This is a genomic window from Cupriavidus numazuensis (assembly GCF_905397435.1).
In the GTDB taxonomy this organism is placed as follows: domain Bacteria; phylum Pseudomonadota; class Gammaproteobacteria; order Burkholderiales; family Burkholderiaceae; genus Cupriavidus; species Cupriavidus numazuensis.
Genome location: NZ_CAJPVI010000072.1, coordinates 18,683 through 37,616, shown reverse-complemented (window position 1 = coordinate 37,616; position 18,934 = coordinate 18,683). Strand labels below are relative to the sequence as shown.

General features: G+C 67.4%; 17 protein-coding genes. 7 read left to right on the top strand and 10 right to left on the bottom strand.

Annotated features, from left to right (window positions below):
* Positions 1–178 precede the first annotated feature (178 nt).
* The 5 genes from KHO41_RS36135 to KHO41_RS36115 are packed head-to-tail and all read right to left on the bottom strand — an operon-like array spanning position 179 to position 4,602.
* Positions 179–580, bottom strand: coding sequence for a nuclear transport factor 2 family protein (locus KHO41_RS36135; protein WP_211958024.1), 402 nt, complete (start codon positions 578–580; stop codon positions 179–181).
* On the bottom strand, positions 577–1,968 hold the full coding sequence (locus KHO41_RS36130) for an amidase (RefSeq protein ID WP_244874191.1): 1,392 nt from the start codon (positions 1,966–1,968) through the stop codon (positions 577–579). Before KHO41_RS36130 ends, KHO41_RS36135 begins: the two co-directional genes overlap by 4 nt.
* Positions 1,969–1,979: 11 nt before the next feature.
* Complete coding sequence (locus KHO41_RS36125; protein WP_211958022.1) at positions 1,980–2,702, bottom strand: sulfite exporter TauE/SafE family protein; 723 nt, start codon at positions 2,700–2,702, stop codon at positions 1,980–1,982.
* Complete coding sequence (locus tag KHO41_RS36120) at positions 2,699–3,670, bottom strand: Bug family tripartite tricarboxylate transporter substrate binding protein (protein WP_211958021.1); 972 nt, start codon at positions 3,668–3,670, stop codon at positions 2,699–2,701. Before KHO41_RS36120 ends, KHO41_RS36125 begins: the two co-directional genes overlap by 4 nt.
* A gap of 26 nt (positions 3,671–3,696) precedes the next feature.
* Positions 3,697–4,602 (bottom strand): TauD/TfdA dioxygenase family protein, encoded by a 906-nt coding sequence (locus KHO41_RS36115; RefSeq protein ID WP_211958020.1) that lies wholly within the window; start codon positions 4,600–4,602, stop codon positions 3,697–3,699.
* Positions 4,603–4,636: 34 nt separating this feature from the next.
* Here KHO41_RS36115 and KHO41_RS36110 point away from each other — a divergent pair, with 34 nt between their 5' ends.
* Positions 4,637–5,356, top strand: a complete 720-nt coding sequence (locus KHO41_RS36110; protein ID WP_211958019.1) for a TetR/AcrR family transcriptional regulator — start codon at positions 4,637–4,639, stop codon at positions 5,354–5,356.
* Positions 5,357–5,392: 36 nt separating this feature from the next.
* Here the strand turns inward: KHO41_RS36110 and KHO41_RS36105 are convergent, their stop codons facing one another.
* The 3 genes from KHO41_RS36105 to KHO41_RS36095 form a co-directional block, all read right to left on the bottom strand.
* The gene (locus tag KHO41_RS36105) at positions 5,393–6,421 is read right to left on the bottom strand and encodes a YeiH family protein (protein WP_211958018.1); all 1,029 of its coding nucleotides are present in this window, start codon (positions 6,419–6,421) and stop codon (positions 5,393–5,395) included.
* 123 nt (positions 6,422–6,544) lie between these two features.
* Positions 6,545–10,003, bottom strand: a complete 3,459-nt coding sequence (locus tag KHO41_RS36100) for an ATP-binding protein (RefSeq protein ID WP_211958017.1) — start codon at positions 10,001–10,003, stop codon at positions 6,545–6,547.
* A 299-nt stretch (positions 10,004–10,302) separates the two neighbouring features.
* Entirely contained in the window at positions 10,303–11,166 is an 864-nt protein-coding gene (locus tag KHO41_RS36095; RefSeq protein WP_244874190.1) for an acid phosphatase, read from the bottom strand.
* Positions 11,167–11,342: 176 nt separating this feature from the next.
* Here KHO41_RS36095 and KHO41_RS36090 point away from each other — a divergent pair, with 176 nt between their 5' ends.
* On the top strand, positions 11,343–12,068 hold the full coding sequence (locus KHO41_RS36090; protein ID WP_211958016.1) for a TetR/AcrR family transcriptional regulator: 726 nt from the start codon (positions 11,343–11,345) through the stop codon (positions 12,066–12,068).
* Between the two features lie 9 nt (positions 12,069–12,077).
* Here the strand turns inward: KHO41_RS36090 and KHO41_RS36085 are convergent, their stop codons facing one another.
* Positions 12,078–13,247, bottom strand: a complete 1,170-nt coding sequence (locus KHO41_RS36085) for a thiolase family protein (protein WP_211958015.1) — start codon at positions 13,245–13,247, stop codon at positions 12,078–12,080.
* A 20-nt stretch (positions 13,248–13,267) separates the two neighbouring features.
* Positions 13,268–13,672, bottom strand: coding sequence for a Zn-ribbon domain-containing OB-fold protein (locus KHO41_RS36080; protein WP_211958014.1), 405 nt, complete (start codon positions 13,670–13,672; stop codon positions 13,268–13,270).
* Positions 13,673–13,818: 146 nt separating this feature from the next.
* On the opposite strand from KHO41_RS36080, the gene KHO41_RS36075 reads away from it, so the two are divergent.
* From KHO41_RS36075 to KHO41_RS36055, 5 genes are all read left to right on the top strand, one after another.
* A complete protein-coding gene (locus KHO41_RS36075) occupies positions 13,819–15,363 on the top strand; it encodes a class I adenylate-forming enzyme family protein (RefSeq protein ID WP_211958013.1) in 1,545 nt (514 codons plus the stop codon).
* Positions 15,360–16,151: an SDR family NAD(P)-dependent oxidoreductase gene (locus KHO41_RS36070; RefSeq protein ID WP_211958012.1), complete on the top strand. Its 792-nt coding sequence runs from the start codon at positions 15,360–15,362 to the stop codon at positions 16,149–16,151. Before KHO41_RS36075 ends, KHO41_RS36070 begins: the two co-directional genes overlap by 4 nt.
* Before the next feature lie 7 nt (positions 16,152–16,158).
* Positions 16,159–16,935, top strand: coding sequence for a crotonase/enoyl-CoA hydratase family protein (locus tag KHO41_RS36065; RefSeq protein WP_211958011.1), 777 nt, complete (start codon positions 16,159–16,161; stop codon positions 16,933–16,935).
* Positions 16,932–17,882 (top strand): NAD(P)H-dependent flavin oxidoreductase, encoded by a 951-nt coding sequence (locus KHO41_RS36060; RefSeq protein WP_211958010.1) that lies wholly within the window; start codon positions 16,932–16,934, stop codon positions 17,880–17,882. Before KHO41_RS36065 ends, KHO41_RS36060 begins: the two co-directional genes overlap by 4 nt.
* A gap of 61 nt (positions 17,883–17,943) precedes the next feature.
* The gene (locus tag KHO41_RS36055) at positions 17,944–18,933 is read left to right on the top strand and encodes a Bug family tripartite tricarboxylate transporter substrate binding protein (protein WP_244874189.1); all 990 of its coding nucleotides are present in this window, start codon (positions 17,944–17,946) and stop codon (positions 18,931–18,933) included.
* Position 18,934: the final 1 nt, after the last annotated feature.

Here is an 18,934-nt window from a genome sequence, read left to right as displayed (position 1 = left end):
ATTGCCGGTGCCTTCTGCTTAGTGGGCCGGGGCGCGTTCATTCCATCTTTTTGTCGCTCGGACAAAAAGTGACTCGCCGGCTACGCCGGCGAAACAGCGGCGCCTGCCAAGCACGACAACCCAATCCCACGAGAAGCCCCGCCGGCTACGCCAGCAAAACAGCGGCGCCAGCCAAAAGCTATCCCTCAGTCCACACCACCTGCTTCCAATACGCATCCTTCATCCGCACCTTTCCATCGGCCACGCGAAACAAGTCCAGCCCCACTGCGTCAACCGGCCGCCCATCCTCCATCGTCCCCTTGACGCGATAGTGCAGTAGCACGGCATCGCCGCAGATCTCCATACGGCTGTCCGAAAACGCGACGTCGCCATGGCTCCCAGCCGCGCGCGCGAAGCGCTCGAGCAAATATCGGCGAACGGCTTCTTTGCCATGCAGTACATCGCCTTCCGGGTTGCCGGTACCTGTGGGCAGACGCCACGTGAAGTCCTCCGCCAGGCATGCGGCAACGCCATCGGCGTCGCCGGCACGAAAGGCGCTGCCGAAGGCGGCCATCAATGTGCGGATTTCCATATCGGTCATGCTTGATCTCCTTGTCGGGTCGTGGAAGAGGGGTGCGGGGCCCAAAGCGGCCAGGGGCACATCGTTTCGAAGGCGCGCGCAACGCGCAACACCAGGGCGTCGGCGTGACTCGCGCCGACGATTTGCAGGCCGACCGGCAGCCCGGCGCGCGTGACACCGCACGGCACGCTGGCGGCCGGCTGGCCTGTCAGATTGAACGGCAGGCAATGCGGCGCCGACCATGGCTCGCCCACTCGCGGCGGCGCGGATGCAAGCGTGGGTGTCACCAGCAGGTCGTACCCCTCGTGGAAGCGCCGCATCGCCACGCCCAGCTCGCGGCGGCGCTCGGTCGCGTCGAGATAGGCCACGGCGTCCACATCGCGTCCGCGCGCAGCAGCGTCGGGAAGGGCCGGGTCCATCAGCGCGACGCGCTCGGGGTCGATGTCGCGCAGCAATCGCGCGACGCCCGCATCCCACAACACGCGGAAGGTCGGGGCCGGGTTGCCGAAGCCGGGGTCCACCTCTTCGACTATGGTGTCGAGCGCCATCAGACGCCGGACGGCGGCATCGCACAACGCGCTGATCTCGGGATCGACAGGAAGGTAGCCAAGGGTGCGGCTGTAGGCCACGCGCAGGCCTGCGATGCCATCGTCGAGGCCAGTGCGCCAGTCGCGATCCTCATAGGGCAATGCGTGCCAGTCGCGGCTGTCGGGGCCGCTGATCACGGTGAGTAGCAGTGCGGCGTCCGTGACGGTGCGCGCCGTCGGCCCGACGTGGAACAGCGTGCCGGAATGGGCCGGCGGGTAGCAGGGCACGCGACCGCTGCCCGGCTTGAATCCAAAAACGCCACAGGCTGCCGATGGCGCGCGGATGGAACCACCGCCATCGGTGGCGACATGCAATGGCCCCAGCCCGAGCGCGGTGGCGGCCGCGGCGCCGCCGCTGCTGCCGCCCGGCGTGTGCGCCGTATTCCAGGGGTTGCGCGTAGTGCCGGCCAGCGCGCTCTCGGTGATGCCCTTCGTACCGAACTCGGAGGTATTGGTCTTGCCCAGCAGCACGGCGCCATGCTCGCGCAGGCGGGCGGCGGCCGGGCAATCGTCGGGCTGCGGCGTATCGCTGGTGGCAAGGCTGCCCAGACGCGTTGGCCATCCGCGTACGTGAAGCAGGTCCTTGAAGGACACCGGGACGCCGTCCAGCAGGCCGCACGGTTCCCCGCGCTGCCAGCGCCGCTCCGACGCACGTGCCTGTTCGCGCGCGCCGTCGGCATCGACGAACCGGAAGGCATTGCAGGCGGGATCGCGTTCGGCGATGCGTTGCAGGATGGCGTCGAGCGTTTCGACCGGCGACAGGTCGCGCCGGGCGTAAAGCGCCAGCAATGCGGTGGCGGAGAGATCTGCGGGATTCGACATGATCAGGTCGTTCATCGGACGGCGTACCACGCTGCCACGGCGAGCAGGCAAAGCGATGCACTGGCACGCAGGGCCCGCGCCGGCATCCTTCGGGCAAGGGAGCGTCCCGCCAGGACACCGACGGTCACCAGGGCGCCTGTCTTCAGGCCCAGGGCCAGAGGCAAATGGCCACCCAGCCAGTGCGCGGCGCTTGCGGCAAGCGCAATCGGAAGCTGGATTGCCAGCGCCGCCGCGAGCGCAGGCGCGGTCGCCGTGCGCCCCAGCAGCAGCAACGGCAACAGCAGCACGGGACCGCCGGTGCCTGACAGTGCGGAACCGAGTCCGACAGCGAACCCGAGTACGACAAGCATCGCCGTGCCCGGCATGGGGCGCTCGCCCTGCGCCGACACCAGCGAGACCAGGCCATACAGTCCGGACAATGCTGCCAGGGCAGCGAGCCACAGGTCAGCGCCGTGGGCCGGCACGACATGGACCAGCAGCGCGCCGCACACGGCGCCCGATAGCGCCGTGGCATGCAGTACCCACGGCGTGCCGTGGGGCCCGGCCGGGACGCGCGCGGCACGCCAGCCGAGCAGTCCGGCCGGCACGAACGCGAGGCTTGAGGCGGCAATCGCCTCGGCCAGCGGCACACCGGCGACGCCGGACAGCACCGGCACCACCAGCACGCCACCGATCGATGTCGCACCGATGGCCGCGCCGGCCAGGACGAGCAGCCCCTCAGCCAGCCACGTCATTCGACTTTTGCGCCGGACTGGCGGATCAGCCGTTCCATGACCGGCAGCATCACATCGAAGTCGCGCCGGAATGCGGCCGAGGTCGTGCCCTGCGCGTACATGCCGTAGAGCTGGAAGCGCGCCTTCATCTCTGGCGTCTGCACGGCCGCACGCGCTTCCTGTTCAAGCCGGCTCAGGATGGCCGGCGGCAGGTTGGCCGGCCCGAGCAGTACAGCGCCGCCGACCGGTCGGTACTCCGGATCAGGGAAGCCCGCCTCGGTCATCGTCGGTACGTTGGGCAGTTCGGCTGGTCGCCGGTCCCCCATCACCGCCAGCGCGCGCAGGCGTCCGTTCTGCAGGTAGGGGGCCATCACGCCGACCGTGCCGATCGCCCAGTCGATCTGCCCGCCGATCAGGTCCTGGATCATCAGTGACTCACCCTTGTAGGGCGCGTGCGTCATGTCGAGCTTCTGGGTCTGGCTAAGGTAAGACCCCATCAGGTGCGCCGAGGAGCCCACGCCATAGGAACCATACGTGACAGCGCCCTTGTGCTGCTGCGCCCACGCGATGAACTCCTTGACCGTCTTGGCCGGTACCTTCTGCGGATTGACGGCGAACACGAGCTGCCCCGTGCAGACCTGCGAGATGAAGCTGAGATCGCGCTTGGCGTCATACGGCAGCTTCGCGTACAGGAACGGCGCGGTCAGGATCGGCGCCGAGGTCCCAAAGAGCACGGTGTAGCCGTCAGGCGCGGCGCGCGCGACGGCCTGCGTGCCGATCGTGCCACCCGCTCCTGGCCGGTTGTCGACGATGATGGGCTGCCCCATGCTCTTGCTCATCACCTCGGCCATGGTCCGTGCCAGGGCGTCCGTCGCACCGCCCGGCGGCACCGGCACGATGAACGTGATCGGCTTGCTGGGGTACGTATCGGCCCTGGCCACCAGGCTCAATGCCATTGCGGCAATACCGACGAGCAGCTTCCATTTCATTTGAGTCTCCCAGTCGATGCGTTGGCTCAGAACGGACGATCGCCGATGATCGTGGCGCGCATCATGCGGCGTACGGCAGGAAAGTAGTCCTGGATAGCGTAGTGCTGGGTCGAGCGGTTGTCCCAGAACGCGATGGTGTTGGGCCGCCAGTGCAGGCGCATCTGATATTCGAGGATGGCAGGCTGGCGCAGCAGGTACTCCATCAGGTCATGCTTCTCGGACTGCCCTTCGAACGCACCGCGCACCGCGTTGCGCGAGCGGAAGTTCATGAAGTGCGTGACGAAGGCGCCGTTCACGTAGAGGATTTTCTCGCCGCTTTCGGGGTGCGTGCGTACAACCGGATGGAGGGCGGGCGGGAACTGCTTGCGCTGTTCCGGCGTCATCTTGTCGCCGAACGCAGGCAGGATGTCGTGCACGGCGAGCAGCCCTTCGATCTGCTGCTTGCGGTGCTCCGGAAGCTTCTCGTAGGCAAGCGCCATATTGACCCAGACCGTGTCGCCGCCGATCTCGGGGCATTGCACGCAACGCAGCATCGACGCCATCGACGGGATCTCGCGCCACGACACGTCGCTGTGATAGCCGTTCTCCATCGCCGGCTTGCTCCCGTCACCGCCCAGCAGCACAAGTTCCGGGAACGCGTCGTCATGCGGGAAGGTTGGGTGCACCTCCAGTTCACCGAAGCGCCGCGCCAGCCCTACGTGCTGCGCCGGCGTGATGTCCTGGTCGCGGAATACCAGCACCTTGTGCTCGACCAGTGCGCGCCGCAGCGCCGTAATGGTGTCGTCGTCCAGCGGTGCGTTGAGATCGATATTGCCGACTTCGGCACCCAGTGCCGGTGAAATGCGCGTCAGCGTGAAAGAGGACTGCAGGGCGCTGCGGGCAACCACGGCCGGGGCCGTGATCGTCCCGTCTGCTGCGTGAATCGTATTCATGCCTTGTCTCCAATTTATATTGGCGAGTATATTTTTGGCTGACGATGCCCCGCGGCGCAACCAGTGCCTTGGGTGGCTAGGGAAAACCATGTCGAAACTTATGCCGCAGGACCCACTTGCCGCGCTGGACGGCCAGCAAGGCTTCAACCCGCCCCGTTACGGCCGTGCCGGGCGTACCACCGAAGCGCTGCTTCAGGCCGGCCGCGAATTGCTGCGCGAGCGCGCGCTCGACAGCATCACCAACCAGGAGATCTGCGCGGCCGCCCACGTCACAACGGGCGCCTTCTACGGGAGATTCAAGAGCAAGCAAGCCTTCTTCGAGGCCTTGCAGGCAGTGATGGCCGAGGATATCGACGGCCGGATGGCGGCGTGCCTGGCCGTGGTGGAAGCCTCCGATGGCGATCTGCAGGCCGGGGTTCGCGCGCTGCTGTCGGAAGTGCGGCGCGGCGCGCTCCGTCATCAGGGCGTGCTGCGCGCGACGATCATGGAAATCAACGGGAAAGCCTGGCAGGGGGTCAAGCAGCGTCGCGCGGGTTTTGTCGAGAGCGCTGTACCCGTGCTGGTAGCCCTGTATGGCGAGGAGCAGGGCAAGGGCGATCCGGAAGCGTTGCGACGGCGGATCCGCATCGCGTTTCAGTTCGCCATCGGCAGCATCATCAATGCGATCCTGAACAACCCCGGGCCGCTGCGCCTGTCGAGCGCGGAATTCGACGAAGAACTGACCCGGGCCTTCTGCGCGTACCTGAGGGCCTGACCCGGCTCGGCCAGATCCCGATTGGCCGCGATGAAGCTAGGGCTGCAACCAGACCAGCATGCCGTAGAACAGCACCGCGAGGAACACCGTCTCCAGCACCATCAGCGCGATGGGCTTCCAGCCTACCGTGAGGACGTCCCGCAGGTGCGTCTTCATGCCGATCGCGGCCATGGCCATGACCAGGCACCACTGGGACGCGGTCTGACCGGCCTTCACAACCACCGCAGGCAGCCAGCCGGTGCTGTTGATCGCCACCAGCACGGCGAACGCGACGGCAAACCAGGGCAGCAGCGGCGGGCGCGGACCCGTGCTGGTTTCGCCTTGCGCACGCTGGTGGCGCTGCGACAGCCACGCTGCCAGCGCAATTACGGGCAACAGCATGGCGACGCGCATCAGCTTGATCAGCGTGGCCGCGTCGCCGGCTTCGTGCGAGATGCTGTAACCGGCGCCCACCACCTGCGCCACGTCGTGAATCGTTCCGCCGAGAAAGGCGCCAGCCTGCACGGAGGTCAGCGCCAGGAACTTCGCAATCATCGGGTAGAGCACCATCGCCAGCGTGGACAGCGTGCTCACGCCGATCACCGTGAACAGCGTCGCCCGCTCCTTCATCGGGTGCTGCGGCATGGCAGCCGACAAGGCCAGCGCCGCGGAAGCGCCGCAAATGGCCACGGCACCGCCTGTCAGCAGGCCGAAGAACATCTGGAAGCCCATCAGCCGTGCCAGCAGGATGCCGCACACGATCGTCAGCGCGACCGCCAGCACGATCATGGCTACGGATTGCCACCCGAGCGCCACGACCTGCGCGCCGGTGATGCGCAGTCCGAGCAGGGCCACGCCAAGGCGCAGCACCTGCTTGGCACTGAATTCGATACCGATCGCGCTCGAGGCTTCCTGCGACAGGAAGTTCAGCGCCATGCCCAGCAGCAGCGCGAACAGCATCACGGGGGCATGATAGTGATCGGCGAGAGACGTCGCCGCCACAGTCACCACCGCGCTGATGAGCACGCCCGGCAGATAGGGACGCACTGCGGGCCAACTCATGGGCTTGCGGATTAGCACGGCCATGGCGATCTCCGGTGGATCAATGCTGCACTGCGATGGGTATCTGGCTATGCGGGTAGTCCGTGTCCAAGTATCGGCGAGACGCCTCGGATTGCAAGAAGCGGGGGACAGCGGCAGCTTGTCCGGCTACCCTGCCGCGGAATTCCTGCGCCTCTGTAGCAGCCCCAGCAGCGCATCGAGGTCGACGGGCTTGACCAGGTGGGCGTCGAAGCCCGCTTCGTCGGACCGGCGACGGTCCTCTTCCTGGCCCCATCCGCTCACGGCAATCAGGACGATGTCCGCGCCCCACGATTCGGCGCGGATCCGGCGCGCGGCTTCGTGGCCGGTGATCGTGGGCAGGCCGATATCCATCAGGATCACGTCGGGACGGTATTGTTCGGCCGTTGCAATCGCCTCGAAGCCATCGTGGGCGGTGTGGACCTGGTGGCCGCACGTGTCCAGCAGCGCCGCCAGCGACCAGGCCGAGTCCTGGTCGTCATCGACGACCAGTATCTGCAATGCCGCCGTGGCCGCCGCGTTGGCGGCAGGCGCATGGATCACCAAAGCGCCGGCGCTGGCGCCGGCCGGCATGGGCAGCCGCACCACGAACTCGCTGCCGCGCGACGGGCCGTCGCTGAAGCCTTCGACCTGCCCGCCGTGCATGTCGACCAGGCGCTTGACGAGCGCGAGGCCGATGCCCAATCCGCCGCGTGCCCGGTTGAGCGATGAGCGAACCTGCACGAACAGGTCGAAGATCGATGGCAGCGCTTCGGCTGGAATGCCGACGCCATCGTCTTTCACGCGCAGCAGCACTTCGCCGCCGCGGGGCTCGACGCTGAGCCACACGTGTCCGCCATGCTCCGTGTACTTGTACGCGTTGCTGAGCAGATTGCCGAATACCTGCGCGAGACGCACCGGGTCCGCATCGAGCCAGATGGATTCCTCGGGGACGTCGAGCGCCACCTCGCGCTCGAGTTCTTCGGCCAGCGGCCTGCACGTCTCGATCGCGTCGCGAATGGCGGCTTGCAGTTCCACGCGTTCGATGTGCAGTTGCAGCTTGCCCTGCGTAATGCGGTTGGTGTCGAGCAGATCGTCGACCAGACGCACGAGGTGCCGCAGTTGCCGCTCGATCCGCTTCTGCGCATCGCGCGCCAGCTCGGTGTCGGTGCGGGACTGCCCGAGGATATGCGCGGTATTGCTGATGGTCGCCAGCGGCCCGCGCAACTCGTGCGCGAGGATATTCAGGAACTCATCCTTGCGCCGGTCCGCCTCGCGCAGCGCCTGGCCGCGACGGCGCAGCGCCTCCAGCGCTTCGCGGCGGAAGCGCGCCATCTTCACGTGCGTGCCGACTCTTGCGAGCAGCTCGCGCGCATTGAACGGCTTGGTCAGGTAGTCGTCGGCACCGGCTTCCACGCCTTCCGCCAGGCTTTCTTCGCCGGCACGTGCCGACAGCATGATGATCGGCAGGTCGGCTGTTTTCGGTTCTGCACGCAGGGTGTGCAAGAGGCCGAAGCCATCGAGGCCGGGCATCATCACGTCGGTGAGGAGCAGTTCGACGCTGCGAGCCTGGATTCGTGCCAGGGCGTCCTGCCCGTCGGTGGCGAGTTCGACCTCGTAGTCCTGGCCAAGCAGGCGAGCGAGATATTGCCGCATGTCGGCGTTGTCGTCGGCCACCAGGATGCGTGGGCGGCTCGCGCCCGCCGCATGCGGCGGGGGCTCCGGTGCGCGCTCGGGCAGCGAGGTATCCGCCGCGGCGGTGGCAGGCGCATCGTGGGGCAGCCAGCGCAGCGCTTCCTCGACGAACGGCCGTGGATCGGTCGACCGCCCATCGGCGTCGCCATGGGTGCCGATGCGGTCGGCAGGCAGGTGCGCCTTGCCCAGCGGAATCTCGACGATGAACGTGCTGCCGGTACCTGGGGTGCTGTCGGCGCGTATCGTGCCGCCGTGGAGTTTGATCAGCTCCAGCGTCAGCGCCAGTCCGATCCCGGCGCCTTCGTGCGTGCGCCCGTGGGTGCCCTGCACGCGATGGAACCGATCGAAGATGCGTGGCAGTTCGTCGGCCGGTATACCCGTGCCGGTATCGGCAACGCGCAGCTCGGCCTTGTCGCCAATGGCCCGCAGGCTGACCGCGATGCGGCCTGCCTGCGTAAACTTGAACGCGTTCGACAGCAGGTTCAGTACGATCTTTTCCCACATTGCCCGATCGACGAAGGCGGGTTCGGGCAAGGTGTCGCAATCCACGGTCAGTGTCAGCCCGGCACGCTCGCATGCCGACCGGAACAGGCTGGCGAGTTCCTCCGTGAAGCGTGCGAGGTCGGTCGGTTCGTACGTGGCCTGCATGCGGCCCGCCTCGATGCGCGAAAAATCGAGCAACGAGTTGACCAGCCGCAGCAGCCGCAGACCGTTGCGGCCGACGACAGCAAGATCTTCCTTCGCCGCTGCAGAAAGCTCATTGTTTCTGCGCACCAGCAGGTCTTCGACAGGTCCGAGCATAAGCGTCAGCGGTGTGCGGAACTCATGGCTCACGTTGGAAAAGAATGCCGTCTTGGCCCGATCGAGTTCGGCCAGCGTCTCGGCCCGCTGCTTTTCTTCCTCGTAGGCGCGCGCGTTGTTGATGCCCGACGCAACCTGGGCTTTCGCCAGTTCAAGGAAGTCCTGATAGTGCCGGTCCCATTTCAGCCGCGCGCTGATCCCCGCCACCATGAAACCCGCGGGCTCCCTGAGCCGGCTCGCGGGAATCGTGGTGACAAACGCGGAATCCGGCGGATCGTCCCACGGTCCCGCCGGCACGGCTGCGAACCTGGTGCGCAGATCCGTGACGACCACGGCGCCGTCACGCGTTGCCTCGCGAAGCGGCCAGCCGCCCGGTAGTGCGGTGCGCAGGTCCACGGACAGCGGCGAGATATCCTTGCCCGGTTCGATTCCCGTCGCGCCCGCGAGCGTGGCGACGTGCGTGGCAGGATCGGTCAGGTACAGCAGCACGAAGGGCACGTCCTTGTCGTGCGCGGCGAAAACCTCGGCCGCGATCGCACAAGCGTCGTCGGCTGTCCTTGCGTCGGCCATGCGCGCGCCCAGATCGCGCAGCACGGTCAGCCGCCGTTCTCCAATGACCTTTTCGGTGATTTCGTGCACCGTCGCGAGTACGCCGCCGATGCCGCTGGCCACCGTGTCGTCGGGAACAGGGCTGTACGCGATCGTGAAGTGGCTCTCCTCGCGGAAGCCATGGCGATTGACTTCCAGGAAGATGTCGTCGTCCCAGGTCGCGGGGCCGCCATGGAACGGACGGTCGATGAGCGGCTTGATGACGTGCCAGATCTCCGGCCAGCACTCGCTGGCGGCTATGCCCAGCGCGCGTTCCGGGTGCTTGGTACCGGGAATCGGACGATAGGCGTCGTTGTAGAACTGGATGTAGGAGGGGCCCCACCAAAGGATATGGGGAAAGCGGTTGGCCAGCATGATGCGAATCATGGACCGCAAGGTCGGCGACCATGACTCGATGGGGCCGAGCGGTGTCGCAGACCAGTCGAACGTGCGGATGCGCTCGGCCATTTCGCCTGACGCCCAGTCTGCACCCGAAGACGGGCCGCCGAGGTTCGTATCGATCATTCGTTCTCCGCGAATGGAAGCGGCCTGCGCGGGCAGGCGGTTGCAGCGTTCGTACGCTAGCGGTCGCTAATCGGCGCAGGAGCGAGGTGTGCTGATTTTAGCGTACCGTGGCTGAATCGACCGTCAACGGACTTCCGGCCACATCGGGCGTGGGACCCGTTCCGGATGACTGCGGCACCACATCCCCTGTCTTCCGGGAAGAGAAAGTGATGTGCACCTCCAGCTTTGCGCGCTCGGCAACGTGGCAGATGGCGAGCGCAGCCGGCGCCAACCGACGCCGGCGCGTATGTGCCAATGCCTTAGGGGTTTGTCACCAGTGCGGCAGCTTCTGCGGCACAGTCCCGGTTCGGTGGCAGGCCCTGAGCGCGCACCTTGGCCAACTCGTCGCGCGCGGCTGCCAGGTCGGCCTCGAATACCGGGTCGGCATGCATACGCGCTACCGTGGCCGCCGCGACCATGCGGCCTTCGTTGACGTCGCTCTGCCAGTGCACGTTGCAGGCGATGCGGCTTTGCCCGAAGGCACGCCCTCGCATCAGGATGGCGTCGGCGCGATCGGGAGCGATTTCCGTCAGCACGAGGGCCCATGCCCATCCGGCGGCGCTATGTCCTGAAGGGTAGGAACCATCCTTGGCCAGCTTGGCTTCTTCGGCGGGCGTGCACGATGACGTGCTCGTGGCCACGAACGGGCGCGTGCGGTTGTAGCGGTCCTTCGCGCGATAGGTTGCCAGGCCCGCGTCGACCAGCGTGCGCCGTAGCATCATGTACAAGCGCGGCGTCTGCGCCTCGCTGATGGGCGCGTTCACTGCGCAGGAAAAGGTGCCCGCTGCAGCCGGGAAGCTAAGGTCCGCGTCGAGTTGCGCCTGCTTCCAGCGCGCCGAGCCGGACTTCGCCCACTGGGTCTGGGCCAGCTTTGCCGTGTCCTTGTCCAGCGCGAACGCCGCCGATTCGGCTGCCGGCGGCTGCGGCACCAGCGCCAGGCTGTCGGGGCGGGCATCCGGGGCCAGGTAGCCTGCGGGAACGCCGGGGCGCAGTTCGGGCACCTTGGCCGACTGGCTTGGCAGGTTCGCTGCGCAGGCGGAGAGCAGGCCGGCCGTGGCGGAGATCGCCAGAGCAAGCACGGCACGGTATGACGAGCGCGGGGATTCCAAGGGACGGATGGGCATTGGGTATCTACTCCTGTGTTGGTGTACCAAGAGGCTACTGCCGGCACGTACATTCGATAATCGGGTACGCCCCCAATCCATCCTTGCCGAAGTCCGCCCCTCGCAGCAGCGCAACTGGGCGGCCATGGCGCGCTACAGTATGATGTTTGCCCTCGAGCAAGCATCTTTGCAACACCATGGCCGCCCGTATCCAAGCCGCACCCAAGCCTGTTTCCCAAGCCGACCCGGCTACCGATACCGAACCCGGTTCCGACGCCGGTGCCGAGGCCCCTGCCGGGGGCGCGGCTCGCCGCCAGCGTCGCACCCAACTCGAGCGGCGCGAAGAGGCCGGCCGCCGCATCCTCGAATGCGCGATGGCGCTGGTCAGCACGAAGGGCGTGGCCGGCACGACGCTGAACGAGGCCGGCGAACTGGCCGGCTACAGCCGTGGGCTGCCGGCCCACCATTTCGGCAGCAAGGAGGGCCTGCTGATCGCGCTGGTGGAGTACATCGAGGCGGGTTTCAGAGAGGCACGCGTGTCTGCCGATCCGTGGGAGGAGGGCATAGAGGCAGTGCTGGGCGTGGTGTCCCTGTATATCGAGCGGACGGTGGCCCAGGATCGGGCCACGCGCGCGCTGAACATCCTGTTTACCGAGGGATTCATCAGCGGCGGGCCACTTGCGGACGCGCTCGATCGCTTCAACCGCAATTCGCTGGCTCACCTGGAAGGCCAGATCCGCATCGGCATGGACAAGGGCCAGATCCGCGAGGATGTGGATCCGGCCGCCGAAGCGCTGGTGATCCTGGGCGCGCTGCGCGGCATCTCGGTGCAGTTCCTGCTGGGAACACCGAGCGCCGACCCGGAGCGGGTGCGCGAAAGCCTGCTGCGCACCGTCGATCTGGCATTGCGCCCCGAAGCCTGAACCCCTGCTTCAGTCGCGCTGCAGGACATGGGCGTAGCAGACTGCGCCCAGGCCCACCATATGGGCAAGCCCGATGCGCGCCCCGCCATGCTGGCGCTCTCCGGCTTCTCCGCGCAACTGCCGCACGATCTCCGCAACCTGCCCGATACCGGTCGGCCCGATCGGGTGCCCCATCGCAATCAGTCCGCCTGAGGGGCTGACCGCGCACCGTCCGCCGATATCGAAGGCGCCTTCCTTCAGCATGCCCATGGCCTGACCTGGCGCGCAGACGCCGATCGCCTCGAGGTACTCCAGTTCCTCGACGGTAAAGGCGTCGTGCAGCTCCACCACGTCCAGCTGACTGGCCGAGACGCGTGCATCGGCCAGCGCGCGGGTGACGGTCTCTTGCGTCAGCAGCGCGTCGTAGCGCGCCGTGTCGTCATAGACGCGCTGGCTGCCGGCCGCCGACGCGGTCACGCGGATCGCGCGGCCCGCATCGATCCCGAGGCGCCGGATTGCCGCCTCCGACGCGACGATCACCGCCGCGCCGCCTTCGCCGACCGGCGTGCATTGCAGCGCCGTGAAACAACCCGCCACCTGCTTGCCCGAGAGGATGTCGTCCAGCGTGCGTGCCTTCTGCCGTTGCGCGAACGGATTGAGGGCGCCGTTGCGATGGTTCTTCACGGCCACCAGCGCGATGTCCTCGACGGCGATGCGGTTGCGGTGCGCATAGGCGTCGGCCAGCAGCGCGAAGTGCGTGTAGGGCGCGATCGCGTCGTCGGCCAGGTGGGGCACGCCGGTCAGCGACTCGGCGCGCTCGGGACGCCCGGATTGCGCGCGCGGCTTGTCGACGCCAAGGGCCATCGACACGTCGGTCAGCCCGGTCGCGACTTCGAGGCAGGCCTGCCGGAACGCGGCTGACCCCGAGGCCGATGCGTTTTCGATATGGGTGATGGGAATGCCGGTCGCGCCGAGGTGGCGCAGCATGGGCCGGCCCGCGGCCATCGGCAGCAGCGCGCGCGCGACATAGGCGGACTGCACGTCTTCCCAAGGGAGCGCCGCATCGGCAAGCGCGGCGCGTGCGGCGGTGAGGCCGAGTTCGACGTAGGGCGTCTCGCTCAACGGTTGATAGCGGTGCAGGCCGATACCGATCACGTAGACCGGGCGCAGTGTGGAAAGCGTGGAAAGCGATGTCGTCATGGTGCGATGGCGCGATGGGGTCAGTCGGCCCGCGTGAAGCGGAGGTCGCTGGCATCGCCAGCCTGGACGAGCACGGCGACGACGCGGTCGCCCGGTGTCAGCGGGGCATCGCCGTCGTGCTGGCTGACGAGCGTGCGCACCACGGGTCCGTCGTCGAGCCGGATGGCCGCGATGGTGAACGGCGTGGGCCGGTCCGCCGCGGGGTGCAGGTGGACCACGGCGCTCGACTCCACGGTGCCGCGCCCGCCGAGTGCGAGCGGTGTCAGCATCTCGCCGTGGCCGCCGCAACGTTCGCAGCCGTAGGTCTGCCACGGGAAAAAGGTGTAGCCGCAACGGCATGCGCCGCCCAGCAGCGCAGGATGGTCGGGTTCGCCAGGGGTGCCTTGGGCGCGATAAAGCGCCGGCTTGAGAAGCGTGAGGGTCATGGAAAGTCTCTTGGTCTCGTGGGCTAGTGGTCCTGTCCGGCAAGTCTAGTCATCACCTGCCAGAGCGAAATCCGGGAATGTACTTATTTGTTTGTGAACAAGCAAATTACTAAGCTTTGTCGGAACGCGAACAGCAGGAGACAGCAATGCGGATAGGAATCGAGCGATGGGCGGCTGAAAAGCCGGACGAGGTCGCGCTGGTCGAAGGCAGCCAGAGCCTGACCTGGCGGGAATTCAACGAGCGTGCGGACCAGTTGGCACACGGCCTGAGCCAGCGCGGCGTGGGCCCGGCCGATGTGGTGGCGCTGCGCATGCGGGTGCGGCTGGAATGGGCGATCACCGCCGGCGCAGTGGCGAAGCTCGGCTGCACGATGCTAGGCCTGAACTGGCGCCTGACACCGGACGAATGCCGCCATGTGCTGGCCGACAGCCGCACGACCGTGTTCCTGTGTGACGACGCCGACCCTGCTGTGCTGGCGCCGGTCCTGGCGAGCCTGCCGATCCGGCTGGCTGTCTCGCTCGACGCGCCGTCGCCTGGCTTTATCGCGTTCGCCGAATTGCCGGTTGCAGGCGGCGCGCTGCTGTTCGCGGCAGCCGAGCCACCGCTGATCATCTACACGTCCGGCACCACGGGCCTGCCCAAGGGCGTGGTCATGAACCGTGGCGCCGACCCTGAGGCCATCCGCGAGTACCGCGAATCGGTCGAGGCATACCGGCGCACCGGCGGTGGGCCGGGGTTTGCCGACCCGGTCACGCTGATCAACATGCCCGCCCATCACGGCTCCGGCCCGTCGCAGTTCTGGGCCAGCGTGCGCGAAGGCGGCAAGACCGTGCTCCAGCGCCGCTTCGTGCCGGAAGAGGCGCTCGCGTTGATCGCGCGGCACCGGGTCACCACATGGACCGCCGTGCCGACCATGTACAAGCGCATCGCCGCGCTGCCGGCGCAGGAACTCGCGCGCCACGATGTCTCGTCGATCCGCAGCCTGAGCGTGGGCGCGGCGCCCGTGCCGGTCGTGCTGAAGGAATGGATCGCCGGCTATTTCGGTGCCGGCAAGCTGCAGGAGCGCTACGGCGCGAGCGAGGTCGGCATGATTTCCTGCCTGCCCACGCACATGCAGCAGGCCAAGCCTGGTTCGAGCGGACTGCCGCACCGGCACGTCGACATCGAAGTCCGCGATGCCGAGGGCAACCGGATGCCGGTTGGCCAGCACGGCGAACTGTGGATCCGCACGCCGGTGACGATCCGCCACTACCTCAACCAGCCGCCGCTGGGCCCGGAGGTGCTCGACGCCGACGGCTTCTTCCGCGTCGGCGATATCGGTTGCCTCGACGAAGACGGCTACCTCTACATCACCGACCGCGCCAAGGACATGATCATTTCGGGCGGCGTGAACATCTATCCGGCCGAGATCGAGGCCGCGCTGTTGCGGCACCCGGCCATCCTCGACGCCGCCGTGATCGGCATCCCTGACGACGAGTTTGGCGAACAGGTGCTGGCCTTCTGCGAACTGAAACCGGGCCACCTGGCTGACGCCAAGGACGTGCTCGGCCATTGCGCGCGCCATCTGGCTTCGTACAAGCAGCCGCGCCGCATCGAATTCATCCCCGCACTGCCCCGCAACACCATGGGCAAGCTGCTCAAGCGCGAACTGCGCGAACCCTACTGGAAAGGAAAGGAGCGAAACGTATGAACGACATCCTCGATCTCCGCGGCAAGGTCATGCTGGTCACCGGCGCCGGACAAGGCGTGGGCGAACAGATTGCCCGCCACTTCGCCGCGCACAACGCGGCCGCCGTCATCGTCAACGACTACTTCGCCGAGCGTGCCGAAGCCGTCGCCAGCGCGATCCGCGACAGCGGCGGCAATGCGTTCGCCGTGCAGGCCGATGTGTCGGACGCAGCCAGCGTGCAGCGCATGGTGGCGCAGGTGCGCGAACTGGCGGGGCCGGTCGATGTACTGGTCAACAACGCCGGCAACTTTGGCGCGACGCCGTCGGCCGATGTGCGCAAGCCATTCTGGGAGCATGGGCAGGAAACGTGGGGCGGCACCATCGCGGTCAACCTGCATGGCGTGATCCACTGCGCCAGCGCCTGCATTCCCGACATGATCGAGCGCAAGCGCGGCCGGATCATCACGATCATCTCGGACGCGGGGCGCGTGGGGGAAGCGGGCCTCGAGGTCTACTCCGGCGCCAAGGCCGGCGCGGCCGGCTTCATGCGCGCAATCGCCCGCACGCTCGGGCGCTACCAGGTCACTGCCAACACGGTGGCGATCTCGGCGACGGTCACGCCGGCCATCGAGAAGCGGCTGCAGGAGCAGCCCGAAATGGTCAAGAAGATGATGGAGCGCTACGTGATCCGCCGCCCGGGGCAGCCCACCGACGTGGCCAACATGGTGCTGTTCCTGGCGTCGGAAGCCAGCGCCTGGATCACGGGCCAGACCTATCCCGTCAACGGCGGTTTTTCGTTCTCGATGTGAGGCGCGCATGCCAGAGCAGACCCTTCCCAATGTCCTGACCGAGCGGCGCGGCCCGCTGCTGATCGTCACCCTCAACCGCCCGCATGTGAAGAACTGCTGCGACGCGGCCACCGCCGAGCAGATGAGCGCGGCGATGGACCTGCTGGACGATGACCCGAGCTTGTTTATCGGCATCCTGACCGGCAGCGGTGGCAATTTTTCAACCGGCGCCGACCTCAAGGCCGCCGCGCGCGGCGAACGGGCGACCACCGACGACCGCGGCGGCTTCGGCCTGTTCCGACGCCCGCCGCGCAAGCCGCTGATCGCGGCGGTGGAGGGCTACGCGGTCGGCGGTGGCCTGGAGCTGTGCCTGTCGTGCGACCTTGTCGTGGCTGCGCGCGACGCGCGCATGGGGTTGCCCGAAGTGCGTCACAGCGTGGTCGCCGTCGGTGGCGGCTTGTTCCGGCTGCCACGCCGGATTCCATATCACCTCGCCATGGAGCTCGCCTTGTCCGGCGAGTTGCGTGACGCGCCGTTCTTCCATCAGCACGGCCTCGTCAACCGGCTGGCCGAGCCAGGCGCCGCGCTGCAGGACGCCATTGCCATGGCCGAACAGTTGCTGGTCAATGCGCCGCTGGCGCTGTCGGCCAGCAAGGAGATCATGCAGCGCAGCGCCGACTGGACCGAGGAAGAAGCATGGAGGCTGCAGGTCCCGATCGCTGCGCGCGCCATCGATTCCGAAGACCGCCGCGAAGGGCTCGCCGCCTTCGCGGAGAAGCGCAAGCCGACGTGGAGCGGTCGATGAGTGCCGCGGCCTTGCAGCGGTTGCGTCTGCCGCTGATTGCCGCGCCCATGCTGCGCGTCAGCGGCCCGGCGCTGGTGACGGCGGCCTGCCGTGCGGGCGTGGTCGGGGCATTTCCCACCGCCAACGCGCGCACGGTCGACGAACTCGACCAGTGGCTCACCCAGATGCGCGAGTCGCTGCAGGATGCCGAGCAGCCGGGACCGGTCTGCCCGAACCTGATCATCCGCCAGCCGCGCCTGCAGGACGATCTGGCGTGCCTGGTGCGCCATCGCGTGGAGATGGTGATCACCAGCGTCGGATCTCCGGCTGCGGTGGTGGGGCCGCTGCACGATGTCGGCTGCACGGTCTTTGCCGACGTGGCTTCCGTCGGCCATGCCGAGAAGGCGCTGCGCGCCGGTGCCGACGGCCTCGTGCTGCTGAGCGCGGGCGCTGGCGGCCAGACTGGCTGGGCCAACGGCATGGCGTTCGCACGCGCGGTCCGGCAGTTCTTCGACGGACCGTTGGTGATGGCCGGCGGCATCTCCGACGGCCATGCGCTGTGGGCCGCGCGCGCGCTTGGCTGCGACCTCGGCTACATGGGCACGAAGTTCATTGCCACTGAGGAAAGCATGGCCGACGCGCGGCACAAGGCGATGGTCGTCAGCAGCCGCCTCGACGACGTCATGCGTACGCGCGCCTTCACCGGCCTTGACGCGAGCATGCTGCGCCCGTCCATCGAAGCGGCCGGACTCGATCCGGACCAGCTCGACGAAACGGTGACGTTCGACGAGGCGCGCACGCGCTTCGGCGGCGGCACTTCCGACGACAAGCCGAAGCGCTGGCGCGATATCTGGAGCGCCGGGCACAGCGTGTCGGGCGTTACGGGCATTCACGACGTGGCCGGACTGGTGGCAGCGACGCAGGCCGAGTATGAAGCGGCGCGGCGCAGGACAGCGGACCTGCAGTAGGGGGCGCCCGGTCGACGTCGGATCGACCATGGCACAAGAACAACGACCAAGGAGACAAGACATGAACCATCAGCCAGGACGCCGCCGCATCCTTTGCGCGGCGCTTAGTACCCTGACCCTTGCGAGCACGCTGCCGGCGATGGCGTGGGCGCAAGCCGACTACCCGGCACGGCCCGTGACGCTGGTGGTGTCGTTTCCGCCCGGCAGCGGCGCCGACACGACGGCGCGCATCTACGCCAAGCGCCTGCAGGAGATCACGAAGCAGAGTTTTGTGGTGGAAAACCGGCCCGGCGGCGAAAGCTTCATCGCCGCGCAGGCTGTAGCGCGCGCCAAACCGGACGGCTACACGCTTTTCTTCTCCAGCAATGCGCTGACGCTGCATCCCGCGCTGTTCAAGCGCCTGCCCTATGATCCGGTCGGCGATTTCGCGCCGGTGGCGCTGGCGTCGCGGGGCACCAACGTGATCGTGGTCGCCACCGGTTCGCCTTACAAGAATTTTGGCGACCTTGTCTCGGCCGCGAAGAAGCAGCCGAACGCAGTGACATTCGGCGCGGGCGGGCAGGGCTACCGCGTCTATGTGGAGCTGCTCGCGGAAAGCGTTGGCGTGAAGTTCCAGGACGTGCCATACAAGGGCGCGGGACCGGCGCTGATGGACGCGGCTGCGGGCGTCGTGGATTTCTCCATCGGAGATCCCTCCGCCGTGGCATCGCTGGTCAAGGGAGGCAAGCTCCGCGCGCTGGCCGTGGCCGCGGACAAGCGACATCCGATGCTGCCAGAGGTGCCGACCGGGCGTGAACTGGGTGCTCCGGCCTTCGAGATCTATAGCTGGACCGCGCTCTATGCGCCCGCGAAGACGCCGCAACCCGTCATCGAGAAGCTCGCCGGGTGGATGCGCATGGCCAACAACAATCCGGAGACCGCCGCGGCGATGGAGAAGCTCGGCATCGAAGTATTCTCCGGCGGTCCGGACGATCTGCGCCGCTTCCAGGCTACGGAGACCGAGCGCTGGAAGCGTACGGTCGCGCGCGCTGGCATCCAGCCTGCCGAGTGAG